Below are 24,657 nucleotides of genomic sequence, written 5' to 3'. Positions count from 1 at the left end.
ACTATTGTAGTACACGATTTTCATTCTAGCAATGGGAGAGAAAAGAAGAAGACCGTAGTCAAGTAACGGTCTTCTTAAGGAACTTTCAATAAATCGATGTGTTGTCTTTGCTTGTATTTTCAAGAATTTCTTTTACTCTTTGTAGGAAACGTCCACAAACCAAGCCATCAAGGACACGGTGATCAAGGGATAAACAGAGATTCACCATATCACGCACAGCAATCATTCCATTTAAGACAACAGGACGTTTCACAATCGATTCTACTTGCAAAATAGCAGCCTGTGGGTAATTAATAATTCCCATCGATTGGACTGAACCGAATGAACCAGTATTGTTTACCGTAAATGTACCACCTTGCATGTCTTCACTTGTTAATTTCCCAGAGCTAACTTTTGTTGCGTACTCCGTGATCTCACGAGCAATTCCTTTAATCGTTTTCTCATCAGCCGCTTTAATGACTGGAACGAATAAAGCATCATCCGTCGCAACGGCAATGGAAATATTAATGTCTTTTTTCTGGACGATTTTATCTCCTGCCCACATTGAATTCATTTGTGGGAACTCTTTTAACGCTTGCGCAACTGCTTTGACGAAAAAGGCGAAGAACGTCAAATTGAATCCTTCTTTTCTCTTGAAGTCATCCTTTAAAGAATTACGATATTCCACTAAGTTCGTAACATCGACTTCCATCATCGTCCAAGCATGAGGAATTTCATGCTTGCTTCTAAGCATATTCGCTGCAATTGCTTTTCGAACTCCGGTTACCGGAATTTCAGTGTCACCAACCTCAACTGGAACAGATGGTGCAGGAGCCATTGGTTTTGTGTCTACTGGAGCTTGTGGTGCTGTTTCCACTACTTTCGCAGGCGAAGTAGCCTTTGGAATTTCACCAGACTCAACCACCTTCAAAATATCTTTGCGGGTAATACGTCCACCAGCACCGCTTCCTTGTACAAGATTTAAATCAATGCCATGTTCTTGTGAAAGCTTTAGTACAGCAGGTGAATAACGCGCTTTATTACTTGTATCTTGTGGAACGTTTTCACTTGAAGCTTCTTCTTTTTGAGCAGGAGCCTCTGCCTCAATTTCACTAGCTCCACCTTCTACTTCAACAGAACAAATCACTTCACCGACTGCTAACGTATCTCCTTCACTTGCAATCAATTCCTTAATGACACCTGAAAAAGAGGAGGGAATTTCCGCATTTACTTTATCTGTCATCACTTCTGCTAGCGGATCATACTTATTGACTTTATCTCCCACTGAAACAAGCCATTTACTAATCGTACCTTCTGTTACACTTTCACCTAATTGAGGCATTTTAATTTGTTCAATTGCCAATTCGAATAACCTCCTTCATTTAAGCTTTCTATCTATTTAAAATTCGGCCAACTCTCGCATCGCTTTTTCCACTTTATCTGGATTGACCATGAAATGTTTTTCCATTGTCGGTGCATATGGCATTGCTGGAACATCAGGTCCTGCTAAGCGCTTAATTGGAGCATCTAAATCGAAGAGGCAATTTTCTGCAATAATCGCGGATACTTCTCCTATAATGCTGCCTTCTTTGTTATCTTCTGTAATCAGCAATACCTTCCCTGTCTTACGAGCGGCTTCGATAATCGCTTCTTTATCCAACGGGTAAACGGTACGTAAATCTAAAATATGAGCAGAAATTCCGTCACTTGCGAGGCGTTCAGCCGCTTGTAGGGCAAAATGAACACATAAGCCATATGTGATAACCGTGATATCTTCCCCTTCACGCTTGACATCCGCTTTACCAATTGGAAGTACATAATCATCAGTAGGTACTTCCCCTTTAATTAAACGATACGCTCTTTTATGTTCGAAAAAGAGGACCGGATCTTCATCACGAATTGCCGCCTTTAATAACCCTTTCACATCATAAGGGGTCGAAGGCATCACAATTTTTAAACCAGGATGGTTGGCAAATACCGCTTCAACCGATTGGGAATGATACAATGCACCGTGAATTCCACCACCATATGGAGCGCGGATTACAATGGGACAATTCCAATCATTATTGGAGCGATAACGGATTTTTGCTGCTTCTGAAATGATTTGGTTTACTGCCGGCATGATGAAATCAGCAAATTGCATTTCTGCAATCGGACGCATTCCATACATCGCCGCACCAATTCCTACTCCGGCAATTGCAGATTCAGCAAGGGGGGTATCAATCACTCTCTCTTCCCCAAATTGTTCATATAACCCTTGTGTCGCTTTAAACACTCCGCCCTTTTTCCCTACATCTTCACCAAGAACGAATACTTTAGGGTCTCTTTCCATTTCCTCACGAATTGCCATCGTCACTGCATCTATATAAGAAATGACAGCCATTTCAATATTCCCCCTTACTCTGCATACACATGCTTCATCGCATATTCTGCCTCTGCGTATGGAGCGTTTTCTGCATAATCTGTTGCTTCATTCACAATCTTCATCACACGATCATTGATTTCTTTTTCAAACTCATCGTTCATAATACCATTTTCCTTCAAGTAAGCCCCAAAAGTAATAATTGGGTCCTTCGTCTTCGCCTCAGCGACCTCATCAGGTGCACGGTAACTACGGTCGTCATCATCAGATGAATGTGGAGTTAAACGATAGGATACTGCCTCAATAAGAGATGGACCCTCACCACATCGTCCTCTATCAGCCGCTTCTTTAACAGCCTCATACACTTCTAATGGATCATTTCCATTGACCGTAATTCCTGGCATTCCATAGCCAACCGCACGATCGGAAACATGTTCACAAGCGAGCTGTTTTTCGATTGGAACAGAAATCGCGTATTTATTATTCTCACACATAAAAATTACAGGGAGCTTATGAACACCGGCAAAATTAGCCCCTTCATGGAAATCACCTTGATTGGATGAGCCTTCCCCAAAGGTGACGAAGGTGACAAGATCTTTTCCTTCCATTTTTCCAGCTAAAGCCACACCAACGGCATGAGGAACCTGTGTCGTTACAGGAGATGAACCGGTAACGATTCGGTTTTTCTTTTGACCAAAATGGCCAGGCATTTGTCGGCCACCAGAGTTTGGATCTTCCGCTTTCGCAAAAGCAGAAAGCATTAATTCTCTTGCCGTCATCCCAAATCTTAAGACAACTCCCATATCACGATAATACGGAAGTGCATAATCCTTTTCCTTATCTAACGCAAATGCAGCACCGACTTGTGCCGCTTCCTGTCCTTGACAAGAGATCACAAACGGAATCTTACCAGCGCGGTTTAAAAGCCACATCCGCTCATCAATCCGTCTTGCCAGTAGCATCGTTTCATACATTTCCAGCACTTTTTCATCGCTCAATCCAAGAGCGCTATGACGATTCTCAGTCAATTCCATTCCCTCCCGAGAAAATAATCTTATCCATGTATCGCCTTACCATCAACCGCTAAAGCCGCTTCCCCAATCGCTTCCGATAAAGTTGGATGTGGATGGATCGTATGGGCCACTTCCCATGGTGTCGCATCCAATACTTGTGCTAAGCCAGCTTCAGAAATCATGTCTGTTACATGAGGTCCAATCATATGGACTCCTAAAATATCATTGCTTTCTTCATCAGCGATCATTTTTACAAAACCATCTGATTCACCAAAGACAAGGGCCTTCCCAATCGCACGGAATGAGAATTTGCCCACTTTCACATTGTATCCCTTTTCCTTTGCTTCTTCTTCTGTATAGCCAACACTTGCTACCTCAGGGGAGCTGTATATACATTTTGAAATCAAGCGATAATCAAGGGGTGATGGATTTTCTCCAGCAATATGCTCTACTGCGACAATCCCTTCATGAGAAGCAACGTGGGCTAGTTGCAAGCCACCGATACAGTCTCCAATGGCATAGATGTGAGATTCTTTTGTTTGATAAAAATCATTCGTGATAATGAACCCTTTTTCCACTTGAATCTCTGTATTTTCAAGACCAATTCCTTCTGTGTTTGCCATACGGCCAACAGACACGAGCATTTTATCCGCTTTAAATTGCTTTTCTGTTCCTTTTATTTCTGCGGAAATGGTAACGCCGTCTCCCTTTTGAAGCGTTTCCGGCAACACCTTTGCACTTGTCACAACATTAATTTTTCGCTTCTTCATTAAACGTTGCATTTCCTTCGAAATTTCCTTATCTTCCGTTGGAATGATGCGATCCGCATATTCAATGACCGTTACTTCCACACCAAAATCAGAAAGCATCGATGCCCATTCGATTCCAATGACGCCGCCACCGACAATAATGATCGAATTAGGAAGTGACTCCATTTGCAATGCCTCATCTGAAGTCATGACCGATTCTCCATCAATGTCTAAGCCTGGTAAAGTACGTGGTCTTGAGCCCGTACCGATGATGACATTTTTCGGAATCAGCATTTCATTTTCTGTTCCATCGTTCATTTCTACGGAAATGGTTCCAGGCATAGGGGAGAAAATAGATGGGCCAAGGATTCTTCCCATTCCTTCAAACACATCAATTTTCCCCTGCTTCATTAAATGTTGTACACCTTTATGAAGTTGATCAATGATTTTATTCTTTCGTTCTTGTACCTTGCCAAAATTTAATGTAACCCCTGTTGTTTCGACACCAAACTCTTCACTTTTCTTCGTCGTTGCATATACTTCTGCACTTCTTAACAACGCTTTACTTGGGATACATCCTTTATGTAAACAGGTTCCGCCGAGCTTTCCTTTCTCGACAATCGCTGTTTTAAGTCCTAGCTGGGATGCGCGAATAGCCGCAACATAGCCACCAGTACCACCGCCAAGAATGACTAAATCGTATTCCTTTGCCATAAAAAATACCCTCCTTCTTCAGATCCTCTCACTGCTTTTCACCGGGTTTGGATAGTCCTTCTCCCGTTCCTCTCCCCGTAACACTCTTAGAGCTCCTTCTGCTAATGCTTGAAGCTCATTTTCTCCAGGTTGCACGATCACATCGGCAATCCATTTCACTCGTTCACGAATCGCTTGCACAACTTCTTTTCCGTAAGCAAGTCCGCCTGTTAAAATGATCGCATCGACTTTTCCTGAGAGAACTGCACTCGCAGAACCAATCTCCTTTGCTACCTGATACGCCATCGCTGAGTACACTAATTTTGCTTGTTCATCGCCATTTCCAATCATTTTTTCAACGGCAATGGCATCGTTTGTATGTAAATATCCGACCAGTCCACCTTGCCCAACTAACTTCTTCATTATTTCCTCATAGAAATATTGTCCAGAATAACAAAGGGCGACCAAATCACCAGCAGGTACAGTACCTGCCCGTTCTGGACTGAATGGTCCGTCGCCGTGAAGACCATTGTTCACATCGACCACTCTTCCTTCTTTATGTACACCAACTGTAATTCCGCCTCCCATATGGGCAACAATTAAATTAAGTTCTTCATATTTCTTTCCTAATTGTTGGGCAACCCGTCTCGAAACAGCCTTTTGGTTCAGGGCATGGAAGATGCTTTTGCGTTCAATTAACGAAAAACCTGAAATTCGAGCAATTGGCTCCAATTCATCTACAACAACAGGATCGACAATATAAGCTGGAATATTCAATCCTGACGCAATTTCATGGGCAATAATCCCGCCAAGATTAGATGCGTGTTCTCCAGCAAAACCAGCGCGCAAATCAGAAAGCATTTCATCATTGACTCGATACGTACCTCCTTCAATCGGACGAAGCAAGCCACCGCGACCACAAACTGCTTTCAGTTTGGAGATATTGATCCCCTCTTTATCAAGGGACTCTAGAATCGTTTTTTTGCGAAATTCATATTGCTCAATGATATTGTTAAATTGATTAATTTCATCATTACTATGACGAATTGTCTTTTCAAAAACTGATTTTTCATTATCGAAAACGCCAATTTTCGTTGAAGTGGATCCTGGATTGATCACAAGAATTCGATTGATTGACTCTGGCACTGTGTAACCCTCCATCTGAAAAGCGCAAATTTCCTCTTTTTGGTTGATCGAATGATACATTGAAATATGGAAACTTTGCGCTAGACACCTTTCAAAGTGAAATTATTCATACATTTTGGCTTTGTTCGATTATCTTCTGCTTAGAATATGATGACCATTTTGAAGGAATTGGCTACGAGAATTACGCATTCTTTCAATTCGCTCTTCCGCCATTCTATCTGCTGCTTTGTATGTTGGGATTCCATCACGCTTTGAAATTTCAATAACCTTTTCAATGTTTTGGTAAATGGTTTCCACACGCTTCATCGCACGATCACGATTGTAGCCATGAAGCTCATCTGCAACATTGATCACTCCACCTGCGTTGATCACGTAATCAGGGGCATACACAATTCCCATTTCATGAATCAGGTCACCATGAGTCGTGTCTCTTAACTGATTATTAGCTGCTCCTGCAATCACCTTTGCCTTCAATTGCGGAATTGTATCATCATTAATGACAGCACCCAATGCACAAGGAGCATAAATATCACACTCTATACCGTAAATTTCGTTCGGTTCAACTGCTTTTGCACCAAAATCTTCAACCGCTCTTTGCACAGCCTCTTTATTAATATCCGTGACAATTAGGCTTGCACCTTCTTCATGTAAATGACGGCATAAATTATAGGCTACGTTTCCGACACCTTGAACGGCAACAACTTTTCCTTCTAAAGAATCATTTCCAAAAGCTTCTTTAGCTGCTGCCTTCATTCCACGGTAGACACCATAAGCTGTTACTGGTGATGGGTTGCCTGAAGAACCGAATGCAGGAGAGATTCCTGTAACATAATCTGTTTCCTCATGGATAAGATCCATATCAGCAACCGTTGTTCCCACATCTTCTGCTGTAATGTAGCGACCATTTAACCCTTGAATATAGCGACCAAATGCACGGAACATTTCTTCATTCTTATCCTTACGTGGATCTCCGATAATAACCGTTTTACCGCCACCAAGATTTAATCCTGCAGCAGCGTTTTTATACGTCATCCCTTTTGCTAGACGAAGAGCATCTTCAATCGCCGCTTCTTCAGACTCATATGTCCACATACGTGTTCCACCAAGTGCTGGTCCTAAAGTTGTATCATGGATCGCAATAATCGCCTTTAATCCAGATTGTTTATCTTGGCAAAAAACGACCTGTTCATAATCATAAGACTCCATATACTTGAAAATTTCCATGTTGTATCTCTCCTCTTAATTAAATATTCGTCATTGTTTAGTAGAACAAATGGCTAGAGCTAAGGAATAGAGCTTACTTTCTGATGAATCAGCTCGTGATGTCAAAACAATCGGTGCTTTTGCCCCTGCAATGACTCCTCCAACTTTCGCCTTAGCAAAATATGTTAATGATTTATACAACGCATTTCCAACCTCTATCGTTGGCACAAGCAAAATATCTGCCTGTCCCGCAACTTCACTTTTGATCCCTTTATGCTCTGCTGCCAAAGTTGAGATCGCATTATCTAAAGCAAGTGGTCCATCAATAATGCAATTTGGAATCTGACCTCTTCGATTCATTTGTGTAAGTGCTGCAGCATCTAATGTTGCCTGCATATTTGGGTTGACGACTTCAACGGCCGCAATCGGAGCGACGAGAGGTATCTCAACTCCCACATTTGTTGCAATTCCCACTGCATTTTGGAGGATTTGTATTTTTTGTTGAAGATCAGGATACATATTCATCGCAGCATCTGTGATAAAGAGTAAACGATCAAAGTCAGGTACCTCAAAAACAGCCACATGGGAGAGAATATTTTCAGTCCTTAACCCATATTCCTTATTTAAAATCGCTTTTAAAATAACAGCGGTTTGAACATTTCCTTTCATTAATACATTCGCTTCATTTAAATGAACAGCTTTTACCGCCTTTTCAGCCGCTTGCTGATTCGTTTGAGCATGAATGATTTGAATGCCACTGTTTTTCGTTAATTCAGGAAATCTTTCATTGATGAGATTCATGATTTTCTCTCGATCTCCAAATAATAGGAACCGAGACAGCTTTCTCTTCACCGCTTCTGCCACAGCTTCAAGAACATCCTCTTCCTCAGCAGCTGCTACGGCTACGGTAATTAATTCAAACTGGATGGCTTTTTCAATTAGTGCTTCTAATTTCAAACTGTATTCAACCCCCTAAAACTTTGTCTATTTTTCCCTCTTCATGGTCAAATACAATACCCTTCTGACATTAAATTCATTCGCAAGTTTCATGCCAAGTTTAAAGAGTTCAAAAACCTTTCATCATTTTGCATTCCATGAATTATTTTGCAAAATCATGAAAAATGTTGCATGCCAATCTTTACAATCATGATCTTAGCCTTACAAGTCATATTTGTCCAACTTGTAGTAAAGGTTGCGAACAGATAAGCCTAGCATTTTTGCGGTCTCTGTTTTATTCCCCTTTTGCTTTTCCAGTGTTTGAGCAATAATCTTTTCTTCATATTTCTCTAACATTTTATTTAATGTTTCTCCCTGTGCCACTGGAAGTGAAGTACTCTCTATTTTCGGTTCCTCAGCAATTTTCAAATTTGGCATATGATGAAGGTCAATATCTGTTTCATGATAATTCATAAAGATAATGGCTCGTCCAAGAATGTTTTCTAGTTCTCGAACATTTCCTGGCCAATGATATTGAGCTAAGTGCTTCATAGCATTGGCTGTTACCCCTTCAACATTACGCCCATAATCTTGATTAATCTTCTGGATCAGTCTTTCACATAATAGAGGAATGTCCCCTTTTCGATCCCGTAAAGGAGGAATATGTATCGGCATTCGATTGAGACGATAATACAAATCTTCGCGAAATGTCCCGTTTATGATCCCCTTTTCAATATTCACATTTGTTGCAGCAATTACTCTTACATTAATAGAAATCGGCTTTGTTCCGCCTACACGAGTGATTTCATTTTCTTGTAGTACTCGTAATAGTTTCGCTTGAGTATTCGCTGTTAATTCACCAATTTCGTCTAAAAAAATACTACCATTGTTTGCCTCTTCAAAAAGGCCCCGTTTCCCCCCTCTTTTCGCTCCTGAGAAAGCTCCTTCTTCATAGCCAAAAAGCTCGCTCTCAAGTAATGATTCAGAAAGAGAAGCACAATTCACACGAACAAATTTATTGTATTTACGGTCACTTGCATTATGTATGGCATGAGCAAAGAGCTCTTTTCCTGTTCCAGACTCTCCTCTTAGTAAAACCGTCGCAGGCGTTCTCGCCCCAAGTTTTGCTTGTTCGATTGCTAAGCGCATTTCCTCAGAATCACCAATAATATCCTCAAACGAATATTTTGCTTCTAGCGTTCGAATGATTTGTCGTGCTCTGCTAAGCTCACGATTCAAGCTCTTAATTTCAGACATATCATGAACGACGCCAACACTTCCCTTTAATTTTCCATCAACAATGACAGGTGCGACATTGACAATAACCTCTTTTTTGTTAGGCCCTAATCGCATCGCCACACCACGGACAGCACGCCTCGTTTTTAACACTTGCATATGCATGCTATCCCCTTCAGAAATATCGGCAGTTGCTGGTTGTCCAATGACTTCTTCCTCAGAGAGCCCTGTTAATCTAGTGTAAGCAGGGTTGATAATAATTCCTAAGCCATTTTCATCAACGACAGATATTGCTTCTTCACTCGATTGAATGACCGCTTCAAGCATTGTTTGCACTTCTTTTAAATTGGTAAGTTCCTCAGCTAAATTAACAACCTCTGTAATGTCCTTAAAAACAGCAAACGCACCGATTATTTCGTGATTTTCATCGATCATCGGTAGTCTTGTGGTGATGATTTTCATCCCATTTGCCAGCGTTTGCTCTCGATTCGTTTCAGCTCGACCATTTTGTAAAATCACAGGCAAACGACTTGTCGGCACTACTTCGAGAACGGATTTTCCGATTGCCTCTTCTTTCGTCATGCCAATCATATTGACAGCACTATGATTCATTAAGGTGATCTTCGCATTTTTATCGACGACAAGCATGCCATCACCGGTGGCATTAAAAATTAAATCATGTTTATACGTCTCATATTTAAGTCTAGATATTAAATCTTCTTTTTCTTCAATTAATTTAGAGATTAAATAAGCCATACTTCCAGGAATTAACACGGTATTACGCTCTCTTAGTTCTCGAATTTCTCTAAATACTTCTTGTCGCCCAGTTACTTCAATGACGACATCAATTTGATCGGATAAATATTCTCTCCAATCACTTCCAACTTCAATTCCTTGCTCCTTCGCAAACAAGATTCCCGGAGCGTTTTCATCAATATCGATGACCACTTTCACATCAAGAACAGCGGTTTCTTTTAAAATCTTCAGGATGGATAATCCACCCATACCAGCTCCAACAATCATGACGGTTTGCACATTTTCCCCTACCTTCTTGTAAGAAAAATTTTTCATAAAGGAAATGAATTTTTTTGCACATAATCCTATTTTAGTGTTAAAAAGTGATAATGACAAATTTTTTTATGTTTCTGGACATGAAGGCAATGTCAAGAGGTGGACATACTTTTATGGAAAAAGCATGGTATAATAGAGGTGATTACGTTGAAATGAGGATTTATGATGATACGAATTATAGCTTTATTAGTCCTAGTGATACCTGGAGCCATTGCAGCATACGGAATTAAGATGATGCGGGATATGGTCTTTGGCATCACACTCGGACCATTCACTCCTTCTTTATTATGGCTGCAATTTATCTCTGGCTTATTATTATTTTTAGCTGGTTTAGCATTTATCGGCGGATTTATTCTTCATCGAGATCGGAAGAAGAATAAGGTGCAAGGTCGATTTAAATTGGATAACAAAAACTAATGCATGGTGAAGCACTCACCATGCATTTATTTTGTGTATTCTTTTTTTGCTAAGGATAACCCTATCTCAATCTATTTTAGTTATTAACTGTCACTCTTCTATTTTTTAATGCTTTAAGGATGATTAACCCTAGAGCAATAAAAACCACTCCCCATACCAGATAGTTAAAAATATTTGTCGCAGTATCAGGAAGGATTTGTCCGTCCGTTGGGGCGGAATCTAAATCGTCTGATGGAATTGGTCGCTGTGGCTCTGGATCATTCGGATCTACTGGCTCATTGGGATTTGCTGGTGTTTCTGGTTCCTGCGGTTCATTTGGTTCTTGAGGGTTATCGGTCTGTCCCTCTGCAAAGAAACGAATCTGAACTTCAAATCCTTTTCCTTGAAATTCGTTCCCTAAATGACTAGGAAATTCAACAGAGAACAGTAAGGCTTCTTCATGTAAAGACTTAAGATATCTTGGATCAAGCCTATCAAAGTCTTTCATTTTTCCACTAAAAAGTGTCTTGCTTGAATCAGCAATCTCTAGTGTGAATTCATTATATAATTCCTCTGATCCTCCAGTAAATGTTGAATCTGATGTGTATGTAAAATCTTCTTTGCTTCTGTTTTGAACCGTTAACTCCCTCTTTGCGATATCACCTGGTTTCAAATTATCTAATTTAAAGATAATTTTACTTTCATTTGTTACGATATTTAAACCAGACAATTCCTCCGCACTCGTAATTAACGGGTTCCACATACTCATCATGATGAAAGCAAAAGAAACGGACAGTAGCTTTTTTAACCTCATATTGACTCCCTCATTTTCATATATATATCTATAAGAAAAGATGAGACGGACAGATCTCATCTTTTCTTATTTGTTGCAATTTCTATCTTACTGCTTTACATCAATAGGCTCATCATCAGCAATCGTTGTGACTCCTTTATTTTCAATCATTCTAAGGGTCTGCCATATTGTATAAAATGCATACCCTAATAGTAAAACACCTGGTAAAATCAAGAGAAACACACTTCCGTTTTTAGACTTTGCAAAATCTATGAAATATCCGATATATGGAACTGTAAACCCATTGTACTCTGCCACAACATTATTAGATAGGACGGGGTTTATATCCTCTGCATTATTATTATCCCCTTTTGTTCTATACATCACTTGATTACCATTATTGATTACTTCTGTTACTCTATGTGTGATTAAAATATTTCTTTCCTCTTGAAAGGTAATCACATCCCCTTCTTTGAACCGAGTCATATCTCCACCTGGTTTAACAGCGATGATAGAGCCTGTTTTTATTCCTGGCTCCATTGATCCTGATAGAACCGTCTTTAACTGATAACCAAATATTTGCGGCTCTCCTCCAGAGGCTTTCGAAGATATGACTAAAAATAGAACCAAAACGAAAATCAAGAAGAGAACGATCGTCACTAAATTGCTAGCCCATTTTGCCACTCTTTTCATCTATTTAATCCTCCTCTTTAACTACATTTTTAGTCATTCAGACTCTTCCTCAGTTACTTTTTCTTTGGTCTGCTCTGAACCAGGTTCTTCGGTGATTTGTTCTACTATCTTTTCCTTTTCTTGTTTTTGAGCATTCGTATCAGGATTGCCTTGAGTTTCGTTTGACTTACCTTCTGTTTGAGTACTCATATCAGGAGTCTCCGGAGTTTCTTTTGTCTTTTCTTCTTTAGCTAACTCCTCTTCTTTCGTTTTTTGCTCCTGAGGTTCCTCTGCTTTTGGTATTTCTACTTCTTCTTTAGCGGATTCATTCTCTTCTATCACTTCTTTACTTTCGCCAACTTCTTTTTCAGTTACATTATTTTTGGAGCATTTGACCATAATTTTATGGCTCCATATTTCAGAAGATTTTTTCCCGTTGTAATCTGGGTGTTGATAAGCTTTGAACATATATGAACCAGTATTTTCAGCAACATAAGAGAGACTTACCATTTCACCTTCGCCTATCGGATCAATTTTTCCAGTTGCAATTAATTCACCCTTTTTCTGTGGGTTACCGTTATCATCTTTATTGTAATAAACTTCATATTTAGTAAATCCGGACATTGCAAATCCATTATTCTTAATTTCTGCGATAATTTCTACAGAAGGGCATGATTTAATATTTTTTGTGTTGTTTTTTACAAACTCCAGATCACTTCCGTCCCACCAGCTACCCGCTTGAAGTTTGATCGTCTCTTTTTGAGAACTTGAAAATGCAGCAATTGTATTTGATGAAAGGTATGTAATCGCTAGTGTGCATCCATATAAGATAGCCAATAGCTGTATCATGACTCTTATCTTTTTACTATTATTCGTACATTGCTTAAAGCGCGACTTTCTCATATAATTACTCCTCCAATTGGATTAATTTATTCGTTATCGTGATCCTATAATACGCTTATAAATTCACGATAAAGAATAAAAGAAGGGGAAAAGCGAGGCAAGCTCACTTTCCCATTTTACTTATAATTTATCTTGATTCACCATTAGTTTGATGAGCTGTAAATGTCCATTGAAGCTCTAAGGCATCACCTTGGAATTCGTTTTGATCTTGACCATTATCAACAAATTCAAAGGCAACATACATTTCATCACTAGTTCCAGCTTCTAAACCACTATCTTCCCCGCCTAAACCAAATAACCAAGTTAGGAAGCTATTTAAATTTTCAACAGCATCTGGAGTCATATTTTGAAGGTCATACAATGTAGTTTCTGAAATGACATCATTGTAATCTCCAATAACCCATCCATCACCAGTCTTATCTGCATTTTCAAGGAATAAAACTTTAATATGTTTCCCGAAATCATCTACGTTATCACCATTAGCATCAGTTACAGTATACGCTGTTGATAAGTCGATTGAGGAAATATCTAATGTACCATTATTTTCCAATTGGAATTCACGGACCATTGTATCCCCAGGTTTAATGTTTTCAACATCAATGATTGTTGTTGGATTAGCTGCTAAATCTAATGTACCCGCTGCAAATGTATTATTTGTTACTTCTGTGTCGCTAAAATATGCAAATGTTCCTCCCCCAATTAATGCCAAACCTAATGCTGCTGAAGCGACTCCTAAACCTAATTTCTTTTTGATACTCAAGTTTCTTCCTCTCCTTTTTCATTTTAATTTTTTTATTTTGAACCCTTATGTATGGCATAAGAGACTTCAAACCAACAAATTCTTTTTTTCGTTCTTTATCGTTCTTTATAAAGAACTCACAAATTGAGTATATGATATTTAAGATTTTTTGGAAAACTTCAAAAACGACCAAATTTTCTTAATTAAGAACAGAAAACAGACTTTTCCTCCCATTATCTCCTGATTACTCATTATTTTGTATTTTATAATGAATTTTTTATACCTTATAATGAACAATGTGGTTCATAGAAATTGAACGGCATTTATAAAGCGATTCAACTTCCAAAGATATAAACAAACACTTTTATCTTTCAAATACAAATAAAATTGATTTCAAAGGATGATATCCATGATTAGAAAAATACCGATCATACTCATCATTTTAGGACTAGGATTAATTGGGATAAGCGGATATCAGTTCCTAAAAACGAACAAAGCACAAAAAGATAGCTTGGTGTTCGCTTATGATGTTTTGGCAGCACCAGTTGAAAAGGAAGGTCCTAGAAAACCAGTTGACTTTTCCCCTCATGACGGAGAAGTAGTTGGAGTTCTAGATATTCCACAAATAAACGCCAATCTAGCCATTATTGAAGGTACAGACACAGATGAACTTGCTAAAGGTGTTGGACATTTGAAGGAATCCGCTTACCCTGCTCAGAACAATCAAATTGTTTTATCAGGGCATAGGGATACAGTATTTCGTCGAATGGGTGAACTAAATATAGGAGATGAATTGATAATCTCTCTTCCTTATGGAAGGTATACCTACAAAATCACTGACACAAGAATAGTAGAAGCAAACGATATGACAGTCATAAAAAATACGTTTCCCCATGAAGAACTGGTTTTAACGACATGCTATCCTTTCACATACGTGGGTAATGCACCGGAACGATATATCATTACTGCTCTCCCTGTTGACAACGAAGAAATTGAACAGTAAAACGAATAGAAATATTTAGGTATAGCTTTTACTCGATTAAGTTAACAATGAAAATATAGGAGGAAAAACGATGAATAAAAAAATTGTGGCTTCCATCGTAGTTGGAGGAATATGTCTAGGCATTGTTCAATTACCCTCTACTTTTTTTGCCAGTGATGATAATAGTAACGATAAGTTACAACTTAACAGATTAGAATGGAGGAATCATTTTTCTGAAGGAGACAAAGAGGCTGAGAAAACACTTGCTCCTAGAGAAGATTCTTTCCTTCAAAAATTGGGCATATCGATTGAAGGAAAGAGTATTGAAGAAATTGAAAATGAACTGCTAAAGCGAAAAGCAAGTGAATTAGGTCTAGATATTGAGAAAAAGAGTAACGAATCGATTCGATTTGCCGTTCTCGCTGCAGAAAGCGAAAAACTTGGAATCTCAACGGAAGGAAAAGATGAAAAAGCCTTAATAAAAGAACTCGAAGAACATCAAAAAGATCCAGAAGCACCTGAGGAAGATATTCGTCGTCTCGGTGATAGACAAACTGATCCAAGAATTTCTTCAGCTGAGAGCAGTATAGAGGAGATTCAATATAACGTAATTTCAGCGAAAGCGAAGGAACTAGGTATAGTTACTAAAGGGAAAGATTTTGATGCCTTACTAAAAGAGTTACGTTCTACATTGCTGATTGAAAAGGCGAAAGAAGAAGGAATTTCCACCGATGGCAAGAGTGAAGACACGCTTCTAAGAGACCTTCAAGAACTGGTATTGAATAAAGAAAAATAACTCATTTCTCACAAAAAAAGCCTCCTAAAATTATTCGTAGGAGGCTCTTCTATTATAAAAATTCTTTTCTAATCTTAATCGCCTTAACAGGATCGTCGGTAATAAATGCAGTGCAGCCAATTTCAAATAATCTCCGCATGTCTTTTTCTTTATTTACGGTATATGGTCTCACTTCAATGCCAGAATCAAGAGCAGTCTTAATGATTTCATTAGGTGCCACTCGAAAGTTTGGATGCATTCCTTTAGCTTTTATCGACTGAGTATACACCCATGGCATAAAAAGCCCTTCTTGATAAAGTGGAGCAATTTCAATTTCTGGCGCAAGTCTATAACAGTACACTATACTATAATGATTAAAAGAAGATATAATCACTCGATCTGAAAGATTAAATTCACGAATAAGTTCGATAAGTGGTGCCTCAATTTTCATGTACGATTCAATATTACTTTTGATTTCAATATTACATTTAAGCTGATTTGTTTGAAGCCACGCAAGTACTTCTTTTAAAGAAGGAATCGGTTCTTTTTTTAAAATCGTCTTAAATTTATAATTTGCATCTAGTCTCTTTAATTCTTCAAAGGAATAATCTTTTACAAGGCCGCTCCCATTTGTCGTACGATCCACTTTATCGTCATGAATAACAACGATTTCTCCATCCTTCGTTAACTGGACGTCGAGTTCTATTCCATCTGCTCCTGACTTTTCCGCTTCTCTAAAAGCTTTCATAGTATTCTCTGGATATTTAGATGAATACCCACGGTGGGCAAAGATAAGTGTCAAGGAAACTTCCTCCTCCAAAAATTCTTTTTCACAAATTTAAGAACTTTTACTTATATTTTATTATAACTGAACAACTCAATTCCATATATGATGTGTTATGTTCTCATGGCATACCATTTCTAACTTAATCAAAAAAAGACATATTCTTTTATCAAGCACAAAAGAATATGTCTTTTTATCAAATTAACTTTTTATACGCACACAAATAATCGTTGGCCATTGTTTGCTCATTGCAAGACCACGACCAACAATGTCGATCATTTCATCATTGCTCACTCTTTCAAGAAGCTTTATGCTCCAAACGAAGCTTATCAGCCACCATTGCGATGAATTCACTATTTGTTGGTTTTGCTTTCGACATCGATACTGTATAACCAAATAAAGACGAAATGGAATCAATATTGCCACGGCTCCACGCTACTTCAATGGCATGGCGAATGGCGCGCTCTACACGGCTTGCCGTCGTGTTATATTTCTTTGCGATATCTGGGTATAACACCTTGGTAATCGAACCTAATAGTTCAATGTCATTGTACACCATGGAAATCGCTTCTCTTAAATATAAATACCCCTTAATATGAGCAGGTACACCAATTTCATGGATGATGCTGGTAATGCTCGCATCAAGGTTTTTCGGTTTTTCTTCTACAGCTGGTCTGATCGCACCTGATAATCCAGAAGATTTTCTCATCACAGGAGCTCCTTGACCACTTACTTGGCGAATATGATTGCCCAAATGTTCTAAATCAAATGGCTTCAAAATAAAATAAGATGCGCCTAATTCAACGGCTTTTTTTGTAACATCCTCTTGACCGAATGCCGTTAACATAATGACATTAGGTAAATGACTCTTTTTCATTTCACGCACTCTCTCTAAAACGGCTAAGCCATCTAAATGAGGCATAATAATATCTAAAACAAGAACATCTGGGTCAGTTTCCTGCAAAACCTCCAGGCACTCCTGTCCGTTATGGGCTACACCAACAACTTCCATGTCTTCTTGTGAAGAGATATAGTCCTCTAACAGACCCACTAGTTCTCGATTGTCATCAACTACGCATACTTTTATTTTCTTCACGTACTGTTTCCTCCTCGATCCATAAAGTTTCTCGTCTCTTAATTTTCTATATCTTTATTCTAAATATTCAATTCGACAAAGCCAATAAAAATCCTTTTCTTTTTTTATTTTTTCTGTAAAAATGTATGAAATCTTTAATTTTCTTCTATTTTCTCTTCTTTTCGACTTGTTTCGTCACTTGATTTTTCTAACATGTACACTTTGTCGAAAAATCTTTATTCATACTATTATTATACACATAGAAGGAGAAAAAAAGAAAAAAAGGCGGAAAATTCCCGCCTTCCAAAATCATCCATTGTTGATCGTTTAACTCGCCTTTTCTTCCTCTTTTTCATAAATATCGATTCCAGCTTCGTTGAGCATCCACTCGATATGAACACCATATCCAGATGTAGGATCATTAACGAACACATGAGTAACAGCTCCTACAACTTTTCCATCTTGGATTATCGGACTCCCAGACATACCCTGAACAATTCCACCAGTCTTATCAAGTAATTCTTTGTCTGTTACTTTTAAGACCATTCCTTTCGTTGCCGGGAATTTCTGAGGGATGGTGCTGACAATTTCTATATCAAACCGTTTAACCTCATCATTATCTACGACGGTCAGTATTTGCGCTGGACCTTCTTTCACCTGATGAGAAAGGGCGATTGGCAAGGCTTTATCCATAACTCCATTCTCAATGTCACGGTTGAGCTTCCCGAATATTCCAAATGGGCTATTTCGTTGAATATTACCAATTACTTCTTTATCTGAAGAGAACCTAGCCAATTTTTCTCCAGGGTCTCCGTTGCTTCCTTTTTCAATAGACGTTACAGTAGAGCGAACAATTTGTCCGTCTTCTACCACAATCGGTTTTTTCGTATCCATATCAGATATGACGTGCCCTAAAGCACCATATTTTTTTGATTCGGGATGATAGAACGTCATCGTTCCAATCCCTGCTGCTGAGTCTCGAATATAGAGACCGAGTTTAAACTTATCTTCATCATTTTCTTTTTGCGGTTTTAATTCGGTTGTTACTTTACCACTCTCACGACTAATTTCAATTTGCAATGGTTTTCCTGTATCTCCTGCTTCCTGTACAAATGGAGCTACGTCAGACATTTTTTCAATTCGTTTTCCGTTAATTTTCGTAATGATATCGCCAACCTTGATTCCTGCTTCCTCTCCAGGTGACTGCTTTCCTTCTACCGTATTTACTTGGTGGTGTCCAACCACCAGAACACCGACTGTATTCAGTTTTACGCCAATCGACTGACCACCTGGGATGACCTTGAAATCCTTAAGAACGTTAACATCGACCTTTTTAATTGGGAACCCTGCTAATTCTAAAAGCATTTCATTTTTTCCGTATTTATTTGCGTTAAGGGAAACGGTATTGTCTATATCATCGACTGAGACACTAAGGTTAGAGTTGTTCATTTCTGCTGAAACAGGATGGGATTTTTGAAAGGAAAATTCTTGCCCTTCAAAAAGCGTGATTTCCTTTGGTAATTGAATATATTGTTGCACAGGTTTAGAAAATCCCAGCGCAACAACTGAAACAAGGAGAATTCCACCAATTATTTTTCTAAGAAGTTCAAAATTCAACATCTTCACTCTCCTCGCTTCTAGTCCACACACTCACTCTAAAATGGCTACATCTTTAATTTTGCCTCCATTAGACGCATTTATAACCTCTAGAGAGATAAAAAAGCTACCCATACTGGATAGCATTTCAAGTTATTTTTATCTCTTTCGCTAAATGAAGGAGTTCTCTTGCATGCTCCTTCGTTAAATCAGTGATTTCTACCCCTGAAATCATTCTTCCAATTTCGCGAATTTTTTCGTTTTCATCCAATATTTTCACTGATGTTCTTGTGCGACCATCTGTTATTTTTTTCGCAATAAATAGATGGGTATCTGCCATCGCAGCTACTTGTGGCAAATGGGAAATACAAAGTACTTGCGAGCCAACAGATACATTGTAGATTTTTTCAGCAATCGCTTGAGCCACTCGCCCACTGACCCCAGTATCAACTTCGTCAAAAATAATCGAAGTTATACCTTGATGCTTCGAAAAGATACTCTTTAGTGCCAACATGATCCTCGATAATTCTCCACCTGAGGCAATCTTAGAAAGAGGTTTTAACGGTTCGCCGGGGTTTGTAGAAATGTAAAATTCAATCTTATCCGATCCAGCGATCGTAAAATGATCGTAGTCACTTAAAAAACGGACCTCAAAGATAGTTTTTTCCATATATAGTTCTTTCAATTCATGATGAATCAATTTTGTTAATTGACCAGCATATTTCTGTCTAATTTTGCTTAATTCACGAGCCTCAACCGCTAAATCTTTCTTGATCGTGGAGAGCTCTTGATGAAGTTTTTCAATATGGGTTTCTTTATTTTGGAGAGTCTCAAGCTCTTCTTCAATTTTAGCGGCGTATTCTAAAACATCTTCAATCGTTTTTCCATATTTGCGCTTTAATTGATTGATTTCATTTAGCCTATCCTCAATATGGTTTAAACGTTCAGGATCAAATTCAAGCACATCTAGCTCGTTTCTTAATGTCCTAACAACATCTTCTAAAGCAAAAAAGCTATTTGAAACCGCATCAGATACTTCTTGATACTTAGAGTCTATTGATGCTGCGTCTTCCAGATGATTCATCGCTAACCCTAACCAATCGAGCCCTTTATTATCCCCTTGTAAAGCAGAATAGCTAATATTGATCGCTTCATGAAGCTTTTCAAAATTGCTAAGCTTTCTTCTTTCTTCAAGAAGTTCTTCATCTTCATTGAGCTTTAAATCCGCATTTTGAATTTCCTCTAGCTGAAAAGAAAGTAAATCTAAACGATGAGCTACCTGTTGCTCATTTTCACTCAGATGCTTAATACTTTTTAGTGTTTTTTCGTATCTCTGATAAATCTGTACATACTCTTGAAAAGCATCTTCCACTTCTTCTCCACCGAATTGGTCAAGTAATGATAAATGCCGAGTTTCATCCATTAATTCCTGATGCTCATGCTGACCATGAATGTCAACAAGAGCTGCACCAACTTCACGCAGAGTAGAAATCGTAACAAGCTTGCCATTTATCCGGCAAACACTTTTACCGCTTTTGGAAATATCGCGGCGAAGAATGATCATTCCTTCTTCTACATCAATTCCAAACTCCTGTACTTTTTGAAACAATGGATGTGACTCCTGATCGATTTGAAAAAGCCCTTCTATTTCTGCTTTGTCTTCGCCATGACGAACAAATTCTACAGAACCTCTTCCCCCAACGAGCAAATGAATGGCATCAATAATAATCGATTTTCCCGCACCTGTTTCACCAGATAACACCGTTAGCCCTTTATCAAAAGAGATGGAAAGAGCCTCAATAATGGCAAAATTTTTAATCGATAATTCACTGAGCATGAATGGTCACCTCTAAATCAATTTCATCTTAGTACTTTTTGTCCGAAAAAGGGAAAATTACAGCATCTCTAGGAAACGCGACTGGATAATTTCGGTTTCAACAGGTGTTTTACAAATAATTAAAATGGTATCATCTCCACAGATCGTCCCTAATATTTCTTCCCAATCAAGATTATCGATTAAGGCACCGATGGCCATTGCGTTTCCAGGCAATGTTTTCATGACGAGGAGATGTCCTGCTTGGTCAATACGGACGAATGCATCCATGAGATTTCTTTTCAGCTTTTGGAGGGGATTAAAACGTTGATCGGCTGGGAGACTGTATTTGTAACGCCCATCCATAAGAGGTACTTTTACTAAGTGTAGTTCTTTAATATCTCTCGAAACCGTTGCTTGTGTAACATTAAAGCCCGCTAATTTTAATTCATCAACAAGCTCGTCCTGTGTTTCAATATCATTATTCGTGATGATTTCTCTAATTTTAATATGACGTTGTCCTTTATTCACAAAAGTCACCTCTAGATTTATTCATAAACGTTCTTGTCATTCAATAATATGTTAGCTGATAATCATAGAAATGTATACTTATTCGTATAATTATTCGCTAAAAAGCGACTAATTTCCTCTTTCATTTTCTGTTTCTACAACGATTTTTGGGTAATCCTTTCCAAAGCCGACACATATAAAAAGGAATAAGCAAATATACTTATTCCTCCGTTTGCTTTCTTTTTAATTGTTCATGAGCATCTGAAACGATTTCCTCAGGTGATTGAGGTAGGATGTTCTCCCCCAACTCCTTAGGACCACTCCATCTTAGATGCAATAAAAACTCAATATTTCCGTCTCCCCCGGTTATCGGAGAAAAAGATAAATCTTTGATATCAAAGCCTTCTTTTTGGGCAAAATCAATCATTTTTTCGAGGACCTGTTCATGAACCTTTGGGTCTCGAACAATCCCTTTCTTTCCAACCTGCTCACGTCCCGCTTCAAACTGCGGCTTGACCAATGCCACAATATCGCTTCCTGTTACAAGTAACGTTTTTAAAACAGGGAGGATTAATTTTAAAGATATAAATGAAACATCAATGGAAGCAAAGTTAGGAAGCTCTCCTACTAAATCGGCTGGGGTGACGTAACGGAAATTGGTTCTTTCCATGACAACTACCCTCTCGTCCTGCCTTAGCTTCCATGCAAGCTGATTATAGCCAACATCAAGGGCATAGGACATTTTCGCACCATTTTGGAGGGCACAGTCTGTAAAGCCACCTGTTGATGCTCCAATATCTAATAACACTTTATCTTTAACTTCTAAATCAAATTCTTTCAAGGCTTTTTCAAGCTTAAGCCCACCACGACTGACATATGGAAGAACATTCCCCTTCACTGTAAGAGGTCGATCAATACCGATTTTTTCTCCAGGCTTGTCTAGCCGTTCTTCATTACTATAAACAAGACCAGCCATTATCGCTCGTTTTGCTTTTTCGCGGGTTTCGGCTAACCCTCTTTCCACAAGTAAAACGTCTATCCGTTCCTTCTTCATCTTCATCTAGGCCCTTTTTTGTTTTTTTCTTGCCAATTTTTTGAGCTTATTGACAACATTCTCTGTTGTGAGGCCAATTTCATTTAGCAATTCCTTGACACTTCCATGTTCAATAAATTGATCCGGAATCCCCATTATATCAATTTCAGCATGATGATAGCCTTTTTCAGAAGCAAATTCTAAAATCGAACTACCAAATCCTCCTTGAAGCACTGCTTCTTCAATGGTGAGAATCGGCATATTTATTTCAAGAAGTCCACTAAGCATTTTTTCATCAAGTGGTTTGATAAACCGTGCATTAATGACCTTAATCGAAATACCTTGTTTCTCAAGAATTTCTGCTGCCTTCATGGCCATTGGAATCGTCGTTCCAAAGGTTAAAATCGCCCCATCAATTCCTTCTTTTAACACTTCCCATGTTCCAATTGGAATTTCCTTTAACTCTTCATCTAAGTGAACTCCAAGTCCATTCCCTCTTGGAAATCTCATCGCAATTGGACCATCATCATATTTTAAAGCCGTGTTAACAAGATGTTGTCCCTCATTCTCATCCTTCGGCATCATTAAAACGAGATTTGGCACATGTCGTAAAAAGGCAATATCAAATACCCCTTGATGAGTTTCTCCGTCTGCACCGACTAAACCGGCACGATCAATTCCGATAAAGACATTTAAGTTTTGACGACAAATATCATGTACCACTTGATCATAAGCACGTTGGAGGAAAGTTGAATAAATCGCTAAAAACGGCTTCATTTTTTGCGTTGCAAGGCCCGCTGCCACCGTTGTTGCGTGTTGCTCCGCAATTCCCACATCAAACATGCGATCAGGGAATTCACTTGCAAACCCTTCTAATTTGGAGCCCACTGGCATCGCAGGTGTAATCGCAACGACTCTTTCATCTTCACGAGCAATTCTACGAACGGTTTCACTCACAAGCTTGCTCCATGCTGGTGGTGCTTGAACAGGCTTAATAAAGTCACCCGTTTCAATCTTGTATGCCCCTGTCCCATGCCAAGTTCCAATTGTATCGTTTTCTGCTGGCTCATAACCTTTTCCCTTTTTCGTAATAACGTGAAGCAGTACAGGTCCTTCTGTTTTCTTCGCATAAGCTAAATTTTCGAACAAAGCATCATAATTATGCCCGTCAATTGGACCTAAATAGGTAAAACCAAGCTCTTCAAAAAAGACACCAGAAACAAGTAAATATTTTAAACTATCTTTAATTCGTTCCGCTGTTGCAGCGAGCTTTCCGCCAACCGCTGGAATTTTCTTTAAAATATACTCTAATTCATCTTTAGCCCATTGGTATTTACCCGCTGTTCTTAATCGTCCTAACACATTATGAAGGGCACCGACATTCGGTGCAATCGACATTTCATTATCATTAAGGACAACAATCATATTCTTCTGTTCATGTCCAATATGATTTAATGCTTCAAGTGCCATCCCACCTGTAAGAGCTCCATCTCCAATAACAGGGACGATGAATGATTTTTCCTTCTTTATATCTCGAGCAATCGCCATGCCCATCGCTGCAGATAATGAAGTTGAGCTATGGCCTGTCTCCCATACATCATGCTCGCTTTCGACCATTTTTGGGAATCCACAAAGACCCTTATATTGTCTTAGCGTATCAAATTGATCGGCTCTACCTGTAAGAATTTTATGAACATATGACTGATGACCAACATCCCAGAGAATCTTATCCTGTGGGCTATTAAAGCATTTATGCAATGCAATCGTCAGTTCAACGACACCAAGATTCGGACCAATATGGCCGCCTGTTTTTGATAACTTTTCAATCAAAAATTGACGGATATCTTTGCTGAGCTCCTCGAGTTCCTGATTCGACAACGCTTTTAAAAACGATGGGTCTTTTATTGATAACAGATCCATAATGGACCACTCACTTTCATATCTTTTTGGCTGTAATTGATTCCCAATATCTATTTTGAAAAAATAACCGCTAACACAAAAGTGATAACGGCTGAACTGACAACATGTCAATTTAGACTTTTTATATCGATGTTTCGTATAGAATGATGTTTTTTATAACGGGTATTCCTTTCACCAATTATGTCGAATAGCAACTACATTTGTGAAAAGAACCTTTTATTGTATATTTTATGTAACAACGTTAATAATTAGACAAAATCATTCTGTATTATAACATA

Annotated in this window: 22 protein-coding genes; 3 read left to right on the top strand and 19 right to left on the bottom strand. The window is 38.6% G+C overall.

The window, feature by feature from the left end; genetic code table 11:
* Positions 1–85 precede the first annotated feature (85 nt).
* The 8 genes from AA0X71_RS08565 to AA0X71_RS08530 all read right to left on the bottom strand — a co-directional run bounded on the left by AA0X71_RS08565 (position 86) and on the right by AA0X71_RS08530 (position 10,352).
* Positions 86–1,342 carry a dihydrolipoamide acetyltransferase family protein gene (locus AA0X71_RS08565; protein ID WP_413361354.1) on the bottom strand — a complete coding sequence of 419 codons (1,257 nt, stop codon included), beginning with the start codon at positions 1,340–1,342 and terminating at the stop codon, positions 86–88.
* A gap of 36 nt (positions 1,343–1,378) precedes the next feature.
* Positions 1,379–2,362: an alpha-ketoacid dehydrogenase subunit beta gene (locus tag AA0X71_RS08560; protein ID WP_413361352.1), complete on the bottom strand. Its 984-nt coding sequence runs from the start codon at positions 2,360–2,362 to the stop codon at positions 1,379–1,381.
* 14 nt (positions 2,363–2,376) lie between these two features.
* Entirely contained in the window at positions 2,377–3,375 is a 999-nt protein-coding gene (locus tag AA0X71_RS08555; RefSeq protein WP_413361350.1) for a thiamine pyrophosphate-dependent dehydrogenase E1 component subunit alpha, read from the bottom strand.
* A 20-nt stretch (positions 3,376–3,395) separates the two neighbouring features.
* Positions 3,396–4,817, bottom strand: a complete 1,422-nt coding sequence (gene lpdA, locus AA0X71_RS08550; protein ID WP_413361348.1) for a dihydrolipoyl dehydrogenase — start codon at positions 4,815–4,817, stop codon at positions 3,396–3,398.
* 18 nt (positions 4,818–4,835) lie between these two features.
* Entirely contained in the window at positions 4,836–5,957 is a 1,122-nt protein-coding gene (gene buk, locus AA0X71_RS08545; protein ID WP_413361346.1) for a butyrate kinase, read from the bottom strand.
* 114 nt (positions 5,958–6,071) lie between these two features.
* Positions 6,072–7,166: a branched-chain amino acid dehydrogenase gene (bcd, locus tag AA0X71_RS08540; RefSeq protein ID WP_413361344.1), complete on the bottom strand. Its 1,095-nt coding sequence runs from the start codon at positions 7,164–7,166 to the stop codon at positions 6,072–6,074.
* A gap of 30 nt (positions 7,167–7,196) precedes the next feature.
* On the bottom strand, positions 7,197–8,102 hold the full coding sequence (gene yqiS, locus AA0X71_RS08535) for a phosphate butyryltransferase (protein ID WP_413361342.1): 906 nt from the start codon (positions 8,100–8,102) through the stop codon (positions 7,197–7,199).
* A gap of 201 nt (positions 8,103–8,303) precedes the next feature.
* On the bottom strand, positions 8,304–10,352 hold the full coding sequence (locus AA0X71_RS08530; RefSeq protein ID WP_413361340.1) for a sigma 54-interacting transcriptional regulator: 2,049 nt from the start codon (positions 10,350–10,352) through the stop codon (positions 8,304–8,306).
* 201 nt (positions 10,353–10,553) lie between these two features.
* Here AA0X71_RS08530 and AA0X71_RS08525 point away from each other — a divergent pair, with 201 nt between their 5' ends.
* Positions 10,554–10,805 carry a DUF2627 domain-containing protein gene (locus AA0X71_RS08525; RefSeq protein WP_413361338.1) on the top strand — a complete coding sequence of 84 codons (252 nt, stop codon included), beginning with the start codon at positions 10,554–10,556 and terminating at the stop codon, positions 10,803–10,805.
* A 76-nt stretch (positions 10,806–10,881) separates the two neighbouring features.
* On the opposite strand, the gene AA0X71_RS08520 is transcribed toward AA0X71_RS08525, so the two are convergent.
* The 4 genes from AA0X71_RS08520 to AA0X71_RS08505 all read right to left on the bottom strand — a co-directional run bounded on the left by AA0X71_RS08520 (position 10,882) and on the right by AA0X71_RS08505 (position 13,912).
* Positions 10,882–11,598 carry a hypothetical protein gene (locus AA0X71_RS08520; protein ID WP_413361337.1) on the bottom strand — a complete coding sequence of 239 codons (717 nt, stop codon included), beginning with the start codon at positions 11,596–11,598 and terminating at the stop codon, positions 10,882–10,884.
* Positions 11,599–11,685: 87 nt separating this feature from the next.
* Complete coding sequence (gene sipW, locus AA0X71_RS08515) at positions 11,686–12,270, bottom strand: signal peptidase I SipW (protein WP_413361335.1); 585 nt, start codon at positions 12,268–12,270, stop codon at positions 11,686–11,688.
* 33 nt (positions 12,271–12,303) lie between these two features.
* On the bottom strand, positions 12,304–13,152 hold the full coding sequence (tapA, locus tag AA0X71_RS08510; protein WP_413361333.1) for an amyloid fiber anchoring/assembly protein TapA: 849 nt from the start codon (positions 13,150–13,152) through the stop codon (positions 12,304–12,306).
* Positions 13,153–13,279: 127 nt separating this feature from the next.
* The gene (locus tag AA0X71_RS08505; RefSeq protein ID WP_413361331.1) at positions 13,280–13,912 is read right to left on the bottom strand and encodes a TasA family protein; all 633 of its coding nucleotides are present in this window, start codon (positions 13,910–13,912) and stop codon (positions 13,280–13,282) included.
* Between the two features lie 388 nt (positions 13,913–14,300).
* Here AA0X71_RS08505 and AA0X71_RS08500 point away from each other — a divergent pair, with 388 nt between their 5' ends.
* A complete protein-coding gene (locus AA0X71_RS08500; protein WP_413361329.1) occupies positions 14,301–14,894 on the top strand; it encodes a class D sortase in 594 nt (197 codons plus the stop codon).
* A gap of 70 nt (positions 14,895–14,964) precedes the next feature.
* Entirely contained in the window at positions 14,965–15,669 is a 705-nt protein-coding gene (locus AA0X71_RS08495) for a hypothetical protein (protein WP_413361327.1), read from the top strand.
* A 52-nt stretch (positions 15,670–15,721) separates the two neighbouring features.
* On the opposite strand, the gene AA0X71_RS08490 is transcribed toward AA0X71_RS08495, so the two are convergent.
* From AA0X71_RS08490 to dxs, 7 genes are all read right to left on the bottom strand, one after another.
* Positions 15,722–16,450: a glycerophosphodiester phosphodiesterase gene (locus tag AA0X71_RS08490; RefSeq protein WP_413361325.1), complete on the bottom strand. Its 729-nt coding sequence runs from the start codon at positions 16,448–16,450 to the stop codon at positions 15,722–15,724.
* Between the two features lie 280 nt (positions 16,451–16,730).
* Complete coding sequence (spo0A, locus tag AA0X71_RS08485; protein ID WP_413361323.1) at positions 16,731–17,528, bottom strand: sporulation transcription factor Spo0A; 798 nt, start codon at positions 17,526–17,528, stop codon at positions 16,731–16,733.
* Positions 17,529–17,834: 306 nt separating this feature from the next.
* The gene (gene spoIVB, locus AA0X71_RS08480) at positions 17,835–19,127 is read right to left on the bottom strand and encodes a SpoIVB peptidase (protein ID WP_413361321.1); all 1,293 of its coding nucleotides are present in this window, start codon (positions 19,125–19,127) and stop codon (positions 17,835–17,837) included.
* 124 nt (positions 19,128–19,251) lie between these two features.
* Positions 19,252–20,940: a DNA repair protein RecN gene (gene recN / locus AA0X71_RS08475; RefSeq protein WP_413361319.1), complete on the bottom strand. Its 1,689-nt coding sequence runs from the start codon at positions 20,938–20,940 to the stop codon at positions 19,252–19,254.
* 57 nt (positions 20,941–20,997) lie between these two features.
* Positions 20,998–21,447 (bottom strand): transcriptional regulator AhrC/ArgR, encoded by a 450-nt coding sequence (gene ahrC, locus AA0X71_RS08470; RefSeq protein ID WP_413361316.1) that lies wholly within the window; start codon positions 21,445–21,447, stop codon positions 20,998–21,000.
* A 199-nt stretch (positions 21,448–21,646) separates the two neighbouring features.
* Positions 21,647–22,486, bottom strand: a complete 840-nt coding sequence (locus AA0X71_RS08465; RefSeq protein WP_413361314.1) for a TlyA family RNA methyltransferase — start codon at positions 22,484–22,486, stop codon at positions 21,647–21,649.
* Complete coding sequence (gene dxs / locus AA0X71_RS08460) at positions 22,487–24,379, bottom strand: 1-deoxy-D-xylulose-5-phosphate synthase (protein WP_413361312.1); 1,893 nt, start codon at positions 24,377–24,379, stop codon at positions 22,487–22,489.
* Positions 24,380–24,657: the final 278 nt, after the last annotated feature.

The organism is Robertmurraya phoenicis, from assembly GCF_047302285.1.
In the GTDB taxonomy this organism is placed as follows: domain Bacteria; phylum Bacillota; class Bacilli; order Bacillales; family Cytobacillaceae; genus Robertmurraya.
This window is presented reverse-complemented; position numbering and strand designations above follow the sequence as displayed.

What these genes read in the sequence shown, in the direction of transcription:
- AA0X71_RS08560 (WP_413361352.1), bottom strand. Translation starts at nt 2,362, where the DNA reads ATGGCTGTCATTTCTTATATAGATGCAGTGACGATGGCAATTCGTGAG.
- bcd (WP_413361344.1), bottom strand. Translation starts at nt 7,166, where the DNA reads ATGGAAATTTTCAAGTATATGGAGTCTTATGATTATGAACAGGTCGTT.
- AA0X71_RS08525 (WP_413361338.1), top strand. Translation starts at nt 10,554, where the DNA reads ATGATACGAATTATAGCTTTATTAGTCCTAGTGATACCTGGAGCCATT.
- tapA (WP_413361333.1), bottom strand. Translation starts at nt 13,152, where the DNA reads ATGAGAAAGTCGCGCTTTAAGCAATGTACGAATAATAGTAAAAAGATA.
- sipW (WP_413361335.1), bottom strand. Translation starts at nt 12,270, where the DNA reads ATGAAAAGAGTGGCAAAATGGGCTAGCAATTTAGTGACGATCGTTCTC.
- AA0X71_RS08500 (WP_413361329.1), top strand. Translation starts at nt 14,301, where the DNA reads ATGATTAGAAAAATACCGATCATACTCATCATTTTAGGACTAGGATTA.
- AA0X71_RS08465 (WP_413361314.1), bottom strand. Translation starts at nt 22,486, where the DNA reads ATGAAGATGAAGAAGGAACGGATAGACGTTTTACTTGTGGAAAGAGGG.
- lpdA (WP_413361348.1), bottom strand. Translation starts at nt 4,817, where the DNA reads ATGGCAAAGGAATACGATTTAGTCATTCTTGGCGGTGGTACTGGTGGC.
- dxs (WP_413361312.1), bottom strand. Translation starts at nt 24,379, where the DNA reads ATGGATCTGTTATCAATAAAAGACCCATCGTTTTTAAAAGCGTTGTCG.
- spoIVB (WP_413361321.1), bottom strand. Translation starts at nt 19,127, where the DNA reads ATGTTGAATTTTGAACTTCTTAGAAAAATAATTGGTGGAATTCTCCTT.
- buk (WP_413361346.1), bottom strand. Translation starts at nt 5,957, where the DNA reads ATGGAGGGTTACACAGTGCCAGAGTCAATCAATCGAATTCTTGTGATC.
- AA0X71_RS08520 (WP_413361337.1), bottom strand. Translation starts at nt 11,598, where the DNA reads ATGAGGTTAAAAAAGCTACTGTCCGTTTCTTTTGCTTTCATCATGATG.
- AA0X71_RS08555 (WP_413361350.1), bottom strand. Translation starts at nt 3,375, where the DNA reads ATGGAATTGACTGAGAATCGTCATAGCGCTCTTGGATTGAGCGATGAA.
- recN (WP_413361319.1), bottom strand. Translation starts at nt 20,940, where the DNA reads ATGCTCAGTGAATTATCGATTAAAAATTTTGCCATTATTGAGGCTCTT.
- AA0X71_RS08495 (WP_413361327.1), top strand. Translation starts at nt 14,965, where the DNA reads ATGAATAAAAAAATTGTGGCTTCCATCGTAGTTGGAGGAATATGTCTA.